The organism is Motiliproteus coralliicola (assembly GCF_003345655.1).
Taxonomy (GTDB): domain Bacteria; phylum Pseudomonadota; class Gammaproteobacteria; order Pseudomonadales; family Balneatricaceae; genus Motiliproteus; species Motiliproteus coralliicola.
In genome coordinates this window covers 1,351,977-1,368,009 of the sequence record NZ_QQOH01000001.1, presented here as the reverse complement: position 1 = coordinate 1,368,009, position 16,033 = coordinate 1,351,977, and the positions used below count along the sequence as shown (strand labels likewise).

The 16,033-nt window shown below is 55.5% G+C and carries 13 protein-coding genes; 10 read left to right on the top strand and 3 right to left on the bottom strand.

Features of this window, described 5'->3' with window-relative positions; all coding sequences use genetic code 11:
- The first annotated feature begins 92 nt into the window (after positions 1–92).
- Genes DV711_RS06060 through DV711_RS06045 form a run of 4 tightly spaced genes read left to right on the top strand, consistent with a single transcriptional unit; the run spans position 93 to position 4,264 of the window.
- A complete protein-coding gene (locus DV711_RS06060) occupies positions 93–1,964 on the top strand; it encodes a phage tail tip fiber protein (protein WP_165840012.1) in 1,872 nt (623 codons plus the stop codon).
- Complete coding sequence (locus DV711_RS06055; protein WP_114694713.1) at positions 1,964–2,494, top strand: hypothetical protein; 531 nt, start codon at positions 1,964–1,966, stop codon at positions 2,492–2,494. The genes DV711_RS06060 and DV711_RS06055 overlap by 1 nt, the downstream gene beginning before the upstream one ends.
- Positions 2,491–3,378 (top strand): hypothetical protein, encoded by an 888-nt coding sequence (locus DV711_RS06050; RefSeq protein WP_114694712.1) that lies wholly within the window; start codon positions 2,491–2,493, stop codon positions 3,376–3,378. The genes DV711_RS06055 and DV711_RS06050 overlap by 4 nt, the downstream gene beginning before the upstream one ends.
- Before the next feature lie 31 nt (positions 3,379–3,409).
- Entirely contained in the window at positions 3,410–4,264 is an 855-nt protein-coding gene (locus DV711_RS06045) for a threonine aldolase family protein (protein ID WP_165840011.1), read from the top strand.
- On the opposite strand, the gene DV711_RS06040 is transcribed toward DV711_RS06045, so the two are convergent.
- The gene (locus DV711_RS06040; RefSeq protein WP_114694710.1) at positions 4,254–5,450 is read right to left on the bottom strand and encodes a hypothetical protein; all 1,197 of its coding nucleotides are present in this window, start codon (positions 5,448–5,450) and stop codon (positions 4,254–4,256) included. The two genes, DV711_RS06045 and DV711_RS06040, sit on opposite strands and share 11 nt — an antisense overlap.
- Positions 5,451–5,822: 372 nt before the next feature.
- Between DV711_RS06040 and cobB the strand changes: the two genes are divergently transcribed.
- From cobB to ppnN, 3 genes are all read left to right on the top strand, one after another.
- Complete coding sequence (cobB, locus tag DV711_RS06035) at positions 5,823–6,530, top strand: Sir2 family NAD+-dependent deacetylase (protein ID WP_114694709.1); 708 nt, start codon at positions 5,823–5,825, stop codon at positions 6,528–6,530.
- A 97-nt stretch (positions 6,531–6,627) separates the two neighbouring features.
- The gene (locus tag DV711_RS06030) at positions 6,628–7,833 is read left to right on the top strand and encodes an MFS transporter (RefSeq protein WP_243633744.1); all 1,206 of its coding nucleotides are present in this window, start codon (positions 6,628–6,630) and stop codon (positions 7,831–7,833) included.
- Positions 7,834–7,976: 143 nt separating this feature from the next.
- Positions 7,977–9,350 (top strand): nucleotide 5'-monophosphate nucleosidase PpnN, encoded by a 1,374-nt coding sequence (gene ppnN / locus DV711_RS06025; RefSeq protein WP_114694708.1) that lies wholly within the window; start codon positions 7,977–7,979, stop codon positions 9,348–9,350.
- Between the two features lie 57 nt (positions 9,351–9,407).
- Here ppnN and DV711_RS06020 read toward each other — a convergent pair whose 3' ends face one another.
- A complete protein-coding gene (locus tag DV711_RS06020; RefSeq protein ID WP_114694707.1) occupies positions 9,408–11,051 on the bottom strand; it encodes a methyl-accepting chemotaxis protein in 1,644 nt (547 codons plus the stop codon).
- Between the two features lie 261 nt (positions 11,052–11,312).
- Entirely contained in the window at positions 11,313–12,497 is a 1,185-nt protein-coding gene (locus DV711_RS06015; RefSeq protein WP_114694706.1) for an acetyl-CoA C-acyltransferase family protein, read from the bottom strand.
- 471 nt (positions 12,498–12,968) lie between these two features.
- On the opposite strand from DV711_RS06015, the gene DV711_RS06010 reads away from it, so the two are divergent.
- The 3 genes from DV711_RS06010 to DV711_RS06000 all read left to right on the top strand — a co-directional run bounded on the left by DV711_RS06010 (position 12,969) and on the right by DV711_RS06000 (position 15,988).
- Positions 12,969–13,718, top strand: coding sequence for a TIGR00266 family protein (locus DV711_RS06010; protein WP_114694705.1), 750 nt, complete (start codon positions 12,969–12,971; stop codon positions 13,716–13,718).
- A 284-nt stretch (positions 13,719–14,002) separates the two neighbouring features.
- Positions 14,003–15,004, top strand: a complete 1,002-nt coding sequence (locus tag DV711_RS06005; protein WP_114694704.1) for a response regulator — start codon at positions 14,003–14,005, stop codon at positions 15,002–15,004.
- Positions 15,005–15,010: 6 nt separating this feature from the next.
- Complete coding sequence (locus DV711_RS06000) at positions 15,011–15,988, top strand: GGDEF domain-containing protein (RefSeq protein ID WP_114694703.1); 978 nt, start codon at positions 15,011–15,013, stop codon at positions 15,986–15,988.
- The last annotated feature ends 45 nt before the right edge of the window (positions 15,989–16,033 follow it).

Sequence of the window (16,033 nt, the reverse complement as noted above, 5' to 3'; positions counted from 1 at the left end):
CTGCAGATCCAACGCTAAGGCGTTGGATGGAGTCGGTCCGCGAAGCGTTTGAAGTTAGGCTCGGGCGCCGAGGCGAGGCACTCGATGCTGGTGTGACTTGGCGCGACCTCTACAACACTGGGATGGTGAAAGTTAATGGCCAGTATGTTGAGGGAGAGGTTCGGCTACCTAATACGGGCATTAAGGTTGAGAGTCATAGCGGGGCAAGTGGCTCTGCGGAAGTGGATCTATCCATCCCAGGGAGTCCCACGGGGCTTACGGCGCAAGGTGCGTTCACTCATGTTGTGTTGCAGTGGACAAATGTTACTGGGCGAGATGACATTTCACATACTGAGGTCCATAGGAATAGCGACGATAACTTAGGTACTGCGGTTTATATAGGGCAGGCTACGGGGACGCTTTTCTCTGACCCAGTGGACCCAGGTGTCACCTATTATTATTGGGTACGTCATGTATCGGACGCTGGAATCGCCGGCACTTATAACGCCACTAATGGTGTTGCAGCCTCTACGGCTGAAGATCCTGCCGTGTTGTTGGCGACTCTGCAGGACTCGATCGATGCCAGTACGCTTACTGCGGAGCTTAATACACGACTAAATAAGATTGAGACAACGGAGTCGGGGCTAGCGCAGGAAGTTATTGATCGTGCTGCTGCAGTCCTGGCTGAATCCGACGCAAGGGCTGCCGGAGATTCCGCTGTTGCTCAGTCGGTTTCTACGCTGTCGACTACGGTTGATGGACACACTTCGACTCTATCAACGCATGGCTCAACCCTGAACGGGTTAAGCGGCCAATATACGGTAAAGCTGGATGTTAACGGCAACGTAGCTGGCTACGGGCTCGCTTCTGGTCCTGCCCAAGCTGACGGCACTGAGTCTGAATTTACCGTACTGGCAGATAAGTTCAGCGTTCTTCACCCAGATGCAACGGACCCGACGAGCCCGAAGCTGGCTTTCACGGTACATAACGGAAAGACCGTGATGAGTGGCGCGTACATCCAGGACGCGACGATCACTAGTGCGAAGATTGCCAGTCTCAGCGTCGATAAAATCATTGGTGATACCGCCGCCTTTGTTTCCGCCAATATTGAAAATGCCTCTATTGGCAGCGCGAAGATTGCTCAAACGCTGCAATCTGACAACTACGACGCGACCAACGGGTGGTTTATCTCGAAGGATGGGACTTTCATCGTTCGGAAGCTTCAGGCGTCCGGTGACATTATTGGCGCCCGTGTGACCGGCTCAGTGATCGAAGGTGGGCTGTTCATTGGCTCGACTATCATCACGCTGCCTACTGAAGCAGATATAGGCTCAGAGCCTCGGTTTGTTGCCTATACGGTTGGGGTTGGCGGGTCGAATACTAAGAACTACTCCTACACCCATTCAACCGAGCCATCATGGAGTGCCTATTCTCCGGCTATTGAGCTTGATATCGCTTCTAGTGCTTATACAGCGAGCGGAACCGAGTCACACGCTGATGGGTATTTGGTATACACCCCGTACAACCGTTACCTAAAGAATAACGTCGACCCTCACATAACTATCGATTTGGATAAAACAGGCGGGACGCTGCGAACAGTTTACGCTTCCGGGTTCCGTATTCAAATAGGCTATTTGGACAAAAACGGAGTCTTTAATTCGATAAGACAGTTTGACGCCTTCACCCCGTCAGGCAACTACAAGTCAGGTACTTGGTCGATCAATAACTCTAACTTTGTTGGAACTCTGACCCTAACCGGAGGTACGACAACTCTATATGACAACGATGGGTGGCCGAGTGGCTCTCTCAACTATGTATCCGGTATGCGGGTCGAAGGAAGAATAACCCCGATGTCGTTCACAAAATCTGCAGGTAGAAAGGTTGCGTTCCGATGGCGCACTTATATCAACTCGGGGGAACATTTTTCGTCGTCATCATTCACTGGGGCGGCAACGATAGTTGATGATCAATCGAGGTATTTGTAATGCGGATGCCCACAGCAGCCAGTACCGAACGCCCGCTAGCTATTGAACTTACACCGGTGGTGCTGGTTTTCGGTAGACCCGAAGCCGCTATTGCTGTGGCGGCTAGAGCAATGAAGACCGCCTGGAAAACCGAGCCCGAAAGGATGTTTACGGTTTCAAATTTCCCTACAGTTTTTGCTATAGAGGATCATCGGATAGCTGACGCACCGACTCCTGTCGAAGCCTTTACTGGCTTTGTTTACGGGGGCGAGTGTAGCCAGCTTGACGGTGTAACTTCTAAATATTCTGAGCGTTGTTCCGTACTGTACATCGCTGAAGAATTGCCGAGCTTAACGCTGCCGTGGGACGGCGCTGAGATAGCCCATATCCCCCCAGATATGGCAGACGGGCGGACTCCTAGCCAAAAAGCGCTGGATGGTTCCGACTGGGAGGTATTGCGGGAGCTGGAACGCATGTATCTAGCGGGAACAGCGATATCAGAAAAGCGTGAAATGTACCGCCTGCGTGTAGAGGTGGAGGCTCAGAATTGATCTATTTAAAGACTGATCTTATCCCCGACAGGTTCAGGGACGTTAACCGTATAGCGATGCTAGGGGCTGGTCTTTCCCGGCGTCGAGCATTCTTCGAAGACAATACCGCGCAGCTGTCATTGATTGAAGCCATCGACAACCGGGCACAGTCGCTAATTGCTTCCGGGAAGCCCTTAGCAGTCCTGTGGTCTGGCGGCGTTGACTCCACCTTGGCGGCGGCGGCGCTGATCCGAAACGAAGCCCCAGACCTGACATTTTTGATGACGCCTCGCAGCGCCGAAGAATATCCGTTGTTTTATGACCGCTACGTTAAAGGCAGGGCCATCATCATGGACCCAGGCCGGTGGTTTAGTGAGTATTACCCCGACAACGGCATCACTTTATACGGTGAATTCGACCTCCTTTGCGGCTCAAAGTACGGGGCGCTAGGTTATTACCTGGCCGAGAAGTCTTGGCGCGACTCTTTGCCCGCCGACAAAGTGGAGCACTTCGAGGCTGATGTTGCGGCTGCAGAACGGAAAATCAGCACCGGGCTGGATTTCCATATCTGGTTCAGCGAATTCAACAGGCAGACTTATTCGACTGTTTACTACAACACGGTGGCAACCTGGGCGACAGGTTCAGTGCTGCCGTTCTTGGATAGCCAGGAGATCGACAGAGCCACAATTGAAAGTGATGAATGCTGGCTACCGTCGATGACCTACAAGCATATCGCCAAGCAGTACATCGAGTTGTTAACTGGTGATTCTGACTACAGAGAAAAGACCAAGGTCTATTCATTGATGGGGCGGGCGGTGAGTCGGGAAAGTTTGCCCGCCTGTATTACTGCTGAAGGGGTATGGTTGATGACTGATGAGGAAGCGATCGCTCATGCTGGACTATAGGAGTGATGACCGAACCTGCCCTAGTGTGGGGATGCTGGAGGCCATGACTCGGGCTACCTATGACGACGATGTTAGGCAGGAGGATGGGCGGACGTTCCAGCTAGAGCAGCATATTGCTCAGATGTTCGGCAAAGCTGACGCGATGCTTACGGCCACCGGGACCGCTGCTAACTTTATTGCCATGCTGCATCACTGCGGGCGCGGAGACGAATTTATCATTGGGGCGGATTATCACATCTACGGGCAAGAGTGCGGCGGCGCAATGGCTTTAGGCGGGGCGGTTGGCCGAACAGTTCCGGTTACCCCAGATGGCGGCCTAGATATCGGGGATATCATCCCGCAGCGTGATCTATTGTTTAAGCCGCCCACGACTCTGGTTTGTCTAGAAAACACCCACCGGGGCCGCCCGCTGGACGCTAACAGAATGGCGGAAATGTGCGACCGGGCTAAATCGTTCGGGCTGTCGGTCCATCTGGACGGCGCCCGCATCTGGAACGCTCACGTTGCCACAGGCGATACGCTGGCCGATCTGGTGGCCGGTTGCGATACTATTATGGTTTGTCTGAATAAGGGCCTAGGGTGCCCGTCTGGGGCTATGCTGCTGGGAAGCAAAGAGGCAATCAAACGCTGCCGGGGTATTCGAAAGATGATAGGCGGGGCGATTCGTCAGCCGGGGTTATATGTGGCGGCGGTCGAGTATGCTCTAACCCACAACATCGACAGGCTAAAGCGGGACCACGACGAAGCGAAACGGTTAGCCGAAAAACACGGCGGTGAGTGGACCGGAACCAATATGGTTTTCTTTCCGCCGTATTTTTCTGTTAACGGTATACAGGGTGATCGAGCGCCAGATCATACCCGTTGGGTAATCCACTCTACGCCGTAACCTCGAATACGGAGACGCCTTCGTAATCCTCGTCTCTAGCAACCTGGATGCTATTCATATTCACGATCTGGCCCTTAGCGTCCACCATGAAGAACGCCTGTTGGGGCTGTTCATAGCCGAATTTACCGTTGCTGGCGTAATCGTCGATCCCTTTTAGGCTCCCATTCATAATGAAGTGGCCACCCCATTTGAGCTGATGGAAGTGGCCTAGCATGAGGGTGTCGTATTCTTGGTCGACCGCTTGTTCACGTTGTCGAAGTTTCATGTCACCCCGCATAATTGGCGACCAAATTCCTGCGATGCCGTTGCCGCCTCTAAAACCGTTGTCGCCATGTTCGAGATGGAATCGATGTCCATATACGTTCCATTTGGCTGCGATAGAGCGGGGGATGATAAAACTGACTCGGCGGTCTTTTCGGAAGTGCCGCTCAAGTAGGCGATAAATCAGGTAGTCAAAGTTATCGCCTGTGCGGCCTTTGTTGATCGGTTTGAGTGTGTTGCGTCCGTGGTTCCCGGTCACACATGGGACGGTAACGCGGTCGAACTTATCAGCTAGTTGTTCAATGCCCGCAGCGATCTCGTTCGACCAGTGGATTACCGTGTCCATGATCCCTGCTTCATTGGTTCGGGCTAATTCTTCGTGGATGTTTCCGCCAACTATGTCCCCACCGAGGGGGAGAACAAAGCCGCTAGTGCGCAGATTGCGACCTGGGTCGCTGGCAATATCCACGGCAATATTGAAGAAGGTACGGAGTCGATTTTCAGCGATGGTTCGGTTGTAAGCGTTAACGAAGTTGATTTCAGCTGGGTCCACCACTTCATCAAAGTGGGTATCAGATAAGAAGGCAACGGAGACTGCGTCTTGCGCTGAGGCTGGGTTCGACTGGAGCCATTCAGGGGGCTGGAGCGAAGTGTCTGTGAGTTCATTGGCGATACCGAGGGAGTGCTTGAGTTCTTCAATTTGTTTGTGAGCTTCGCGGGTCTCTTTGGTAGCCTCGCGAATTTGTTTCTTTAGTTGGTGCTCTTCGAACGGGGCGATTGTTTTTGGTTTGACCGCCTTTAGTTCGAATTTGGTGGTTGTGTGCCCACAGTCGTAACAGCGATATTCACGTTTTTGTCGATGAGGCCCTTTGTCCTTGAGGTTAATTCCGCCACATCGTCCGCAAGTGAGAGCGTAAACAGCCATGAATATCTCCAATAGATTGATTCGCATATTATAAGCAGTGCTAATAAAGCGGGCATCAATTATCTGTGCGTTTCATGTGCGTTTTTTGTGCGAAAATTACGCGGCTCTATGCACTTTTATGCAGGTAGCCACAAAGTGGCCTTGGCTCTAAGCCCCGTGAAATCTAAGGAAAAACAGGCAATTAGCACAGCTAATAAAGAGTGGTTGGCTATTGGTATCGAGGATATACAGCTTGGATGATCGCATGCAGAGTCTCCTTGGGCATGAGGACAACCGGCAGGAACCCGCTAACCAGGGTTTCCTTCCCGTCGGTTAACCTCTATCGTAGCCTCATTAATCGTTGATGACATCCCTATTAATAGGAGAGGCGTTATGGCTCGATTTGGTTCCATTGTGGTACTGACCGGTGCCGGTGTTTCGGCCGAGTCAGGACTGAAAACCTTTCGTGCCAGCGATGGGCTCTGGGAGGATCATCGGATCGAGGATGTCGCAACGCCGGAAGGGTTTCAGCGTGATCCGGAGCTGGTCTACCGGTTTTACAACATGCGGCGTCGTCAGTTGATGGACCCGTCGACCCAGCCCAATCTGGCTCATCAGGCGCTGGCGGAGCTGGAGCAACGTTTCGACGGCGAGTTCTGTCTGGTGACCCAGAATGTCGACAACCTCCACGAACAGGCGGGCTCACGGTCGCTGATTCATATGCACGGTGAGCTGACCAAGGCGCGCTGTCTGGACAGCTCAGAGGTGTTTGAGCACCTGGAGGACCTGGATGGCTCGACCCGCTGCCGTTGCTGCGGCGAGCTGGGAACCTTGCGGCCCGATATCGTCTGGTTCGGCGAGATGCCGATGCAGATGGACCAAATCTACGATCGGCTGGAGCGCTGCGATCTGTTTATCTCCATCGGCACCTCCGGCACGGTCTATCCGGCCAACGGCTTTGTCCAGGTGGCGTTGGCGGCCGGCGCCCATACGGTGGAGCTGAATCTGGAACCGTCGCGGCAGGAGTCGGCCTTTGCCGAGCAGATCTACGGACCGGCCGGCGACGTGGTGCCGGCCTTTGTCCGCCAACTGTTAGACTAACATTCAACTTCTGTTGCCCGTTGCGTCAAATCGCAGCGGGTAATCTCGTTGTACGCTAAGTTCGTTTTTCTTTCATCGCCGCCAAGGAGTGGATCGCGTGTTGTCAGCCTCTGCACTGAGCTCGTTCTTTATCAATCGCAGTGTGGCGTTGCTGGCGCTATGTCAGGCGCTGTTGACCACCGGCAATGTGTTGCTGGTCTCGGTGCTGGCGTTGATCGGCAACCAGCTGGCCGATCAACCGGCGTTGGCGACCCTACCGGTGGCGATACAGTTCCTCGGTACCATGCTGGCCGCCTATCCGGCATCGCTGTTGATGAAACGGATAGGACGCCGCGCCGGATTCTGGATCGGTAACGGTCTCGGTATTGTCGGTGCCCTGGTGGCGTTCTGGGCGCTGGGGCGTGAATCCTTGCTGCTGTTCTGTTTCGGCAGTGCGCTGATCGGTGCCTGTATCGGCATCAGTCAGCTGTATCGGTTCGCGGCGGTCGACGTCAGCGATGAAGCCCATAAGCATCGTGCTATCTCGTTAGTGATGGCTGGTGGACTGGTAGCTGCCCTAGTGGGGCCGGCATTAGCGATCTGGAGTCGGGACTGGCTGCCGGATCTGCTCTACGGCGGCAACTACCTGGCGCTGGTACTGATCTATCTGTTGGCGATCACCGCGCTGGGTTGGGTCCGGGTGCCGCCATCCAGCGATGAGGAGGTGCACGGCCAAGCCCGTCCGATTGCCGAAGTGGTGCGCCAGCCGGTCTTCATCGTGGCGGTACTCGGTGCGGTAGTGGCCTACGCGGTGATGGTGTTGATCATGAATGCCACGCCGCTGTCGATGCAGGCTTGCGGTTTCAGTTTCGGAATCACCGCCGGGGTGATTCAGTGGCATGTGTTGGGAATGTTCGCGCCGTCCTTTATCACCGGACGATTGATCAGCCGTTTCGGTGTGACGACCATCATGCTGGTGGGGTCGGTACTGATGATCGGCTGCATTCTGGTCAACCTGCAGGGTATCGGCCGCTGGCATTTCACCAGTGCGTTGATCCTGCTGGGGGTGGGCTGGAACTTCCTGTTTATCGGATCGACCAGCTTGCTGACCGAGGCCTACCGTCCGGCGGAAAAAGCCCGTGCCCAGGGGATCAACGAGATGCTGGTGTCGATGTCGGTGATGGTGGCCAGCTTCTGCTCCGGGCTGCTGCAGAACCTGTGGGGCTGGGACTGGGTCAACCTGGCGATGGCACCGCCGCTGCTGCTGGTAGTAGTCGCCATTGTATGGCTCAGCAGAATTAAGAGTGCCGAGCAGCCGGCTTAAGATTCCTTAAACGATTGAATTCAAACCAACTATGCTTAGGGAACTGTTAACAGTTGTCGGTAGTCTGTTTAGCCAAGCGCAGTCACAAAAGCGTCACCCGATCGACATAGACTGCGAGCAGAACAAGAAGTTGGAGTCAGTATATGGATTATCATCAAGGCGTCACCGCCAGTGTCACCCCGAGAATTGAGCTGGATACCCTGTCTCAGTATGAGATCACCCGGCTGCTGGATAAGAGTCAAAGCGGCCTCTACCAACTGTTCCGTAAATGTTCACTGGCGGTGCTCAACTGCGGCAGTGATATGGACGACACCCGCGAGGTGATGGAACGGTTCAAGAATTTCGATATTCAGATCAGCCAGAAGCATCGCGGGATCCAATTGGACCTGTTCAATGCGCCCGATACCGCCTTTGTTGATGGCAAGATTATCGCCGGTATCCGCGAGAACCTGTTCTCGGTACTGCGCGATATTCTGTATGTCGGTGACGAGCTGGACCTGAATTACACCCGCTTGAAACCGTCCCAATCGATCACCAACGAGGTGTTCCATATTTTGCGCCATGCTCGTGCGGTTAAACCGCGGATCAAGCCCAATCTGGTGGTTTGTTGGGGTGGTCACTCGATCGAGCGCGAAGAGTACGATTACACCAAGAAGGTCGGTTACGAGCTCGGCCTGCGTGCCTTGGATATCTGTACCGGCTGTGGTCCGGGAGCCATGAAGGGCCCGATGAAGGGGGCGACCATCGCCCATGCCAAACAGCGCAATGAGAACGGTCGCTACGTCGGCATCTCGGAGCCAGGCATCATTGCCGCCGAATCGCCCAACCCGATCGTTAACGAGCTGATTACCATGCCGGATATCGAGAAGCGGCTGGAGGCATTTGTGCGGCTGGGCCATGGCATCGTGGTATTTCCAGGTGGTGCGGGGACCGCCGAGGAGATCCTGTTTATCCTGGGTGTGTTACTGCACGAGCGAAACCGGGATATTCCGTTCCCGCTGATCTTCACCGGGCCAGAATCGAGCCGGGCCTACTTCGACAGTATTGACCGCTTTATTCGTGACTGTCTCGGCGATGAGGCTGCGTCCAAGTATGAGATCATCGTCGATGATCCGGTGCAGGTGGCACGATTGATGAAGTCGGGTTTGTTCCAGGTTACCCGGCATCGCCGGGTAACCGGTGAGGCCTTTCACTTCAATTGGCCGCTGTTTATCGACTACGAGCTGTTTCAGCAGCCATTCGAGCCGACCCATCCCAACATGGCGGCGTTGGAGCTGCACCGGGACCAACCGACTCACCGGCTGGCAGCGAACCTTCGGCGGGCGCTATCTGGCATCGTGGCCGGTAATGTCAAGGAGGCCGGGATACGGGAGATCGAAGCCAATGGGCCGTTCGAGCTCCATGGTGATAGCTCCCTGATGCAAAACCTGGATCGCCTGTTGCAGCAGTTTGTGCAGCAGCGGCGGATGAAGATCAACTTCAGCGATTACCAACCCTGTTACCGGATCCATCATTGAGGGTCATGCGAACATAAAAAAGCCCTCATAGTGCGGGCTTTTTTGTGGCTGGGATGATTACACCTTGAACCTGGCGGTGATCTGTTGGAACTCGCTCGATAGCTGAGCGACCTGCTGGCTGACCGCTTCGATACGCGATGAGTTGTCGACGGTCACCTCGGTTGAATGGCTGATGGCCACCACGTTACGGTTGATCTCTTCGGCCACCGATGACTGCTCCTCGGCGGCGCTGGCGATATGCAGGTTCATGTCGTTGATAGCCGAGACCGCCTGTTCGATAGCCCCCAGGGCTTCACCGGTTGCGGCCGCGCTGTCGACACTTTGCTGGGCCTGGGCTTTGCCGGCCTCCATCACCGCCACGGCATCGGTGGCACCGGATTGCAGCTTTTCGATCATCTGCTGAATCTCTTCGGTCGACTCCTGGGTGCGTTGGGCCAGGGAGCGGACCTCATCGGCAACCACCGCAAACCCTCGGCCTTGTTCGCCGGCGCGTGCGGCTTCGATGGCGGCGTTGAGTGCCAGCAGGTTGGTCTGTTCGGCGATACCGCGGATCACATCCAGAATCGAACCGATGCTGTTGCTGTCCTGGGCCAGTGCTTCGATCACCGAGGAGGCGCGTTCCACCTCGGCGGCCAGGTTGTTGATCGAGGAAATCGTACCCTGGACCACCTGGTGTCCGGCTCGGGCCTGGTCATCGGCCTCTCTGGCCGAATCGGCGGCGGTCTGGGCACTCTGGGCCACTTCCTGGACGGTGGCAGCCATCTCATTCATCGCGGTGGCAACCTGTTCGGTCTGAGACTGCTGTTCGTTGACGACATCGTGGGCGCGGCTGCTGGTATCGGCCAGATTGGTACTGGCGCTGCTGGCTTCGTCCGCCGCATGCTTAAGGCTGGCCAGAACGTCGGTCATATTGGTCTGCACCATTCGAGCACTGTCGGCCAATTGGCCGATCTCGTCATTGCTCTGGTAGCGGGTCGGTGAGGAGAAGTCGCCTTGAGCCATCTGGGCCAGCTCGTTGGTCAGCAGCGTGGTCGGCTGGACGATAATACGGCGGGAGACGATGATAAACAGCACCACACCCAGCAACGCTGTGAGCAGGATTACTATGATTTCGCTGGTGATCACACTCAAAGAATCCTGGTAGGCCTGCTCGGACTCCAGATCCATCAGTCGTTCGATCTCCTCGGCGGCCGAGGCCAGCAATTGGGTCGGAGCCCGGTCGATTCCGGAGACGGCTTTATCACCGACGCTGGCTTGGTGACCTGAATTAATGAACTCATCGTATCCGCGCCGGTAAGCCTGGCCCATCTGCTGGTGGGATTGGATGAAGTCGCTGATCAGTTGCAGTACCTGAGAGTCGTTGTAGAGGGGGTTGCCGGCAGCATACTCACTGAGCACCGTATTGAGCTTGGCAATATCCGCCTGGATGGTCGCTTCGCGTTTCTGGAACCGGCCCCAATATTTTTCCCTCTGGCTGTCGTCGGCGCCTCGGATCAGGATGTTCTTCCACTCCTGAACCTGGGTTTTAAATTCGGCCTGAATGCTGAGGATATCACCCTGATAATGGGCGGCATGGCTTACCAGCTGTTGGTAGTGGTTGATCTGCCCCCAGAGTGCGCTGACACTCCAGCCGACCACGGCGAGCAGAATCAGAATGGTTAGAAGGAAAACGGAAGTTAGCTTCGCACCTATGGTTTTCATGTAGACGTCTCTTCAGATAGCCAAGTCCGTTTGTCTGTTAATCGAATCCGTAAAGCTGCTGATCGCAGTCATGGCAGCGATCGGCGGACTGCTTAATATAGAATTGATATAAATCAAAAGAAAGCAAAGTGCTTGATTGGCTGAAGATTTTTTGACTTTTCAGTGGGCTTGGCCAAGTTTTTGGCCGGAAAATACGGCGGCATGGGCAAAAAAATCGGCGACCCGAAGATCGCCGATTGTCTGCCTGTCGGGAGGCGGGTATTAGCAGCGCTCAAACACGGTCGCGATACCCTGACCACCACCGATACACATGGTGACCAGTGCGTAGCGGCCGTTGGTACGCTCAAGCTCGTATAGCGCCTTGGTGGCGATAAAGGCACCGGAACAGCCGATCGGGTGACCCAGGGCGATCGCACCACCGTTGGGGTTGGTCTTGGCCATATCCAGTCCCAGACCCTTGGCTACCGCAATCGCTTGGGCAGCAAAAGCTTCGTTGGACTCGATCACATCCATCTGATCCAGCGACAGGCCAGCACGCTCCAGCGCCAGCTTGGAGGCCGGAATCGGGCCTTCACCCATGATGTGGTTCGGAACACCGGCGACCGCGTAGGACACCAGGCGAGCCATCGGCTTGTAACCGTCACGCTCGGCGGCGTCGGCGCCACCCAGTACGAAGAAGGCCGCACCGTCGTTGATGCCCGAGGCGTTACCGGCCGTTACGGTGCCGTCTTTCTTGAAGGCCGGACGCATACCGCCCAGCTTCTCGGCCGTAGTGCCCGGCTTGACGTGCTCGTCGGTGTCGAAGATGGTTTCGCCACGACGACTCTTCAGCGTGATCGGTACGATCTGTGACTTGAAGTGACCGGCTTCGATAGCGGCGGCGGCACGACGATGAGACTCGGCTGCGAACGCGTCCTGCTCCTCACGGGTGATCTCCCACTTCTCCGCCAGGTTCTCGGCGGTGATACCCATGTGGCCGACACCAAACGGGTCGGTCAGGGTCGCTACCATCGCATCCACCATGGTGGTATCGCCCATGCGGGCACCGTTGCGCAGGCTAGGAGCCAGGTAGGCGCTACGGGACATGACTTCAACACCACCACCGATGCCGTAGTCGCAATCACCCAGCATGATCGCTTGCGCGGAAGTTACGATGCCTTGCAGACCGGAGCTACACAGGCGGTTAACGGCCATCGCTACCGAGTCCATCGGCAGACCAGCTTGGATTGAGGCGACACGAGCCACATAAGCAGAACGTGCTTCGGTCGGAATACAGTTACCGACAGTGACATAGTTGATCTTGTTCGGGTCTACCTGAGAGCGCGATACCGCTTCTTTCATTACCGTGCCCGCAAGTTCGGCCGGCTCCATACCGCTCAACGAACCGCCAAAACCACCAACTGCCGAACGGGCTGCGCTTAGGACATAGACATCACGATTTGCCATGTATTACTCCTTAAAAAGGCTAACTTGTTCAGTCATCGCAATGACAAAGGGCATTGAGCCATTGCGATGACCGAGGCTTTGCCGGGTTGCCGGGTGATAACAATCGATCCAGCAAGCTCGGCTTTAACTGTGCTGTTCACTGTTACTTCCTACGAAAAGCCCACCGTTTTCCGTCACAGCGAACCATAGAGGTTAACACCGGTATATGACGATTTCCTTTATTTAGCGGGATAACTTTGGTCGAAGAGATCGGGTTCATCCGACTTGAGCATCTGCTACGGAGTTCCGCTACCGGGGCGTGCTTAGCGGTTGCGTGGGCCGGGTTTATCGGAAAGCCAAACCGTAATCTGTTGTCATTCATCGGGTTTTCAGCGGCAGTAGCGGTTTTTTGGTGGCCAACACGGGTCGTGGGCGGGCGACGATGCTGATATGCTTCGAGCATCTTCCGATGACAGTGACGAGGAATAAAAGATGCGATGTCATGAAGTGGATTACCACATCCAGGGCGAGTCGATGCAGTTGGTTGAGATCGGCCTTGATCCCGGAGAGACGGTGATCGCCGAAGCGGGCATGATGAATTACATGGAGCAGGGGATCAGCTTCGAGACCAAGATGGGCGATGGTTCGGATCCGGATCAAGGCGTGTTCGGTAAACTGTTCTCGGCCGGTAAGCGGATGCTGACCGGTGAGTCGCTGTTTTTGACCCATTTTGAAAATCAGGGCCAGGACCGCCGAAAGGTGGCTTTCTCGGCACCCTATCCAGGCTCCATCGTACCGGTCAACATGGCCCATCAGGGCGGGGTTCTGTACTGCCAGAAAGATGCCTTTCTGGCCGCCGCGTTGGGAACCAAGATCGGGGTCGCTTTTTCGAAGAAACTGGGCGCCGGTTTCTTCGGTGGCGAAGGCTTTATCCTACAGAAGCTGGAGGGGGATGGACTGGTCTTCATCCATGCCGGCGGTACCGTGATCCGCAAACAGCTCAATAACGAAACCATTAAACTCGATACCGGCAGCCTGGTCTGCTTCAGCGAGGGGATCGACTACGATATCGAGATGGTATCGGGCTTGAAATCGATGCTGTTCGGCGCCGAAGGTTTCTGCCTGACCACCCTTAGTGGAACCGGGACCGTCTGGATCCAGAGCCTGCCGTTCTCCCGGCTGGCCGATCGGATCTTGGCTTGCGCGCCTCAAATGGGTGGCGAATCCAAGGGAGAGAGCTGAGTCGGATCGAGCGTAAGGGCTACCGCTTGCCCGCGTGGCCCTTGCGGATCAGGCTTGGAGGCTTAATCCACAAATTATCTAGGTTAATTTGCTAATGGTCTGGTAGATCAATAGCTTAAGTGATTAGAATCCGGTTTATACCTAGATGAATGAAGTCCATGCGATGGATGTTGAGATAATCCCTGCTCAAGACAGTCCCAAGCGTATTGCCATGGTTGCCATACGCGCGGGGAGAGAGGGGCTCTCCGTCCTTGAGCTTGGTATCCGGAAGTAGATCCGAAACTATGCCGATTCCGATATTAATCTGTGACGACTCCGGTTTTGCCCGCAAGCAGATGGCTCGCTCGCTACCCGAAAACTGGAATGTGGATGTCAGTTTTGCCGCCAACGGCCTCGAAGCACTGAGTGCGATTAAAGAGGGCCAGGCCCATGTCCTGTTCCTCGATCTGAATATGCCGTTGATGGACGGCTACCAGGTCCTCGAAGTGGTTCGATCCCAGGACTTGCCGACGCTGGTGATCGTGGTCTCGGGGGATGTCCAGCCCGAGGCGCGTCGTCGGGTGATGGAGCTGGGAGCGCTGGACTTCATCGAGAAACCGATCAATCGTGACAAGCTCGATGCGATTCTGCAGCGCTACGGGGTACTCCAGGAGCTGGAGGCGCCGGATCAATTATTCGAGAGCCTGTCTTCGGATATCCAGGTGGAGTTTGATATCACCGAGGGCTATCAGGAGGTCGCCAACGTAGCCATGGGGCAGGCGGCGGATCTGTTGGCGCGGTTGCTCCACGTCTTTATCGAACTGCCGATCCCTCAGGTCCGTTTGACCCCTGGGGTTCAGCTGGCCGAAGTGGTGGCAGAAACGGTACCGAATCATCGCCTATCGGTTGTTAGTCAAGGGTTTGCCTGTGCCGGAATCAGTGGTGAGGCACTGCTGTTTATCGACGAGAGCGACCTTTCGGAGTTGAGCTACATTTTCGATCCGGAGGAGGGCAGCACCCAACTGGATCTACTGATGGAGATCTCCAATATTCTGATCGGCGCCTGTATGTCTGGTGTGGCGGACCAGCTGGAGTTGAAGTTCAGCGTTGGCCATCCTGAGGTGCTTGGTCGTGGGATCGATGTTGGTGCTCTGCGGTTCCAGCACGGCCGTGCTGATGAAGAACGGCTGACGATCGGGATCCGCTACGGGATACAGGAACAACGCATCAACTGCACTCTGATGCTGATCTTCACCGGTGATTCAACACCGGCACTGGAGGAACGGGTTAAATGGCTGGTGGAGTAAGCAGGCATGTCTGAGCAGATATCCGTCAATGACGTGCACTGGATGATGGGGGCGTTGCAGGGGATCGATGTCGGATTGATTGTGGTCGATACCGATTACCGAGTCGTGGCCTGGAATGATTTTATGGAGAATCACTCCGATATCCGGGTCAGCAATGCGGTAGGGTCCAATCTGTTTGAGCTGAGCCCCGAGCTGCCCAGCGAGTGGTTGTTGCGGCAGCTACAGGCGGTGGTGGCGTTGAACCTGCCGGTCTACTCGACCTGGCAGCAGCGCCCCTACCTGTTCCGGTTCAAAAGCTATCGGCCGATCACCGGGCAGGCCGCGCATATGTATCAGAACATCACCTTCCTGCCGTTGCTGTCGACCACCGGCGAGGTCGATAAGATCTGTATTTCGATCTACGACGTTACCCAGGCTGCGGTTAACGAACAGAACATGACCGCGCTGAACAAAGAGCTGATGAAGATCAGTCGCACCGACCGAATGACCGGGCTGTTCAACCGCGGCCATTGGGAAGAGATGGCCCAGCGAGAGTTCAAGCGCTGTCTGCGTTACGGCCATATCTCGACGCTGGTGATGTTCGACATCGACCATTTCAAAGGGATCAACGATAACTACGGTCATCAGATCGGTGACGAGGTGATTAAGGCCACCGCCGCTCTGACCCAGCGCCTGATTCGTGAGAGTGATATGGCCGGGCGTTATGGCGGTGAAGAGTACGCGGTGATCCTGTGTGATACCGATCAGGACGGCGCCGAGCAGTTCTGCGAGCGTATTCGCCGGGAGGTCGAAGCGTTGAGCCTGCAGTTCGATGACCAGAGTGTCAGTTTCACCATCAGTCTGGGCTACGCCCAGATTCAGTCGAGCACCGGCGCGCTCGAGACCTGGATTAAACAGGCCGATGCGGCGCTGTATCATTCCAAGGCTAACGGCCGGAACTGTACCCACCGGTATGATCCGGAGACCATCAGCCTGCCGGGATAGGATAGGGCCTGAAAACAGGCCCTGTTGCTGGTGCCGGTGTGAAGT

Excerpts from the sequence above, each read along its gene's own strand:
- DV711_RS06055 (WP_114694713.1), top strand. The coding sequence starts at position 1,964 with ATGCGGATGCCCACAGCAGCCAGTACCGAACGCCCGCTAGCTATTGAA.
- DV711_RS06045 (WP_165840011.1), top strand. The coding sequence starts at position 3,410 with ATGCTGGAGGCCATGACTCGGGCTACCTATGACGACGATGTTAGGCAG.
- DV711_RS06040 (WP_114694710.1), bottom strand. The coding sequence starts at position 5,450 with ATGGCTGTTTACGCTCTCACTTGCGGACGATGTGGCGGAATTAACCTC.
- cobB (WP_114694709.1), top strand. The coding sequence starts at position 5,823 with ATGGCTCGATTTGGTTCCATTGTGGTACTGACCGGTGCCGGTGTTTCG.
- ppnN (WP_114694708.1), top strand. The coding sequence starts at position 7,977 with ATGGATTATCATCAAGGCGTCACCGCCAGTGTCACCCCGAGAATTGAG.
- DV711_RS06020 (WP_114694707.1), bottom strand. The coding sequence starts at position 11,051 with ATGAAAACCATAGGTGCGAAGCTAACTTCCGTTTTCCTTCTAACCATT.
- DV711_RS06015 (WP_114694706.1), bottom strand. The coding sequence starts at position 12,497 with ATGGCAAATCGTGATGTCTATGTCCTAAGCGCAGCCCGTTCGGCAGTT.
- DV711_RS06010 (WP_114694705.1), top strand. The coding sequence starts at position 12,969 with ATGCGATGTCATGAAGTGGATTACCACATCCAGGGCGAGTCGATGCAG.
- DV711_RS06005 (WP_114694704.1), top strand. The coding sequence starts at position 14,003 with ATGCCGATTCCGATATTAATCTGTGACGACTCCGGTTTTGCCCGCAAG.
- DV711_RS06000 (WP_114694703.1), top strand. The coding sequence starts at position 15,011 with ATGTCTGAGCAGATATCCGTCAATGACGTGCACTGGATGATGGGGGCG.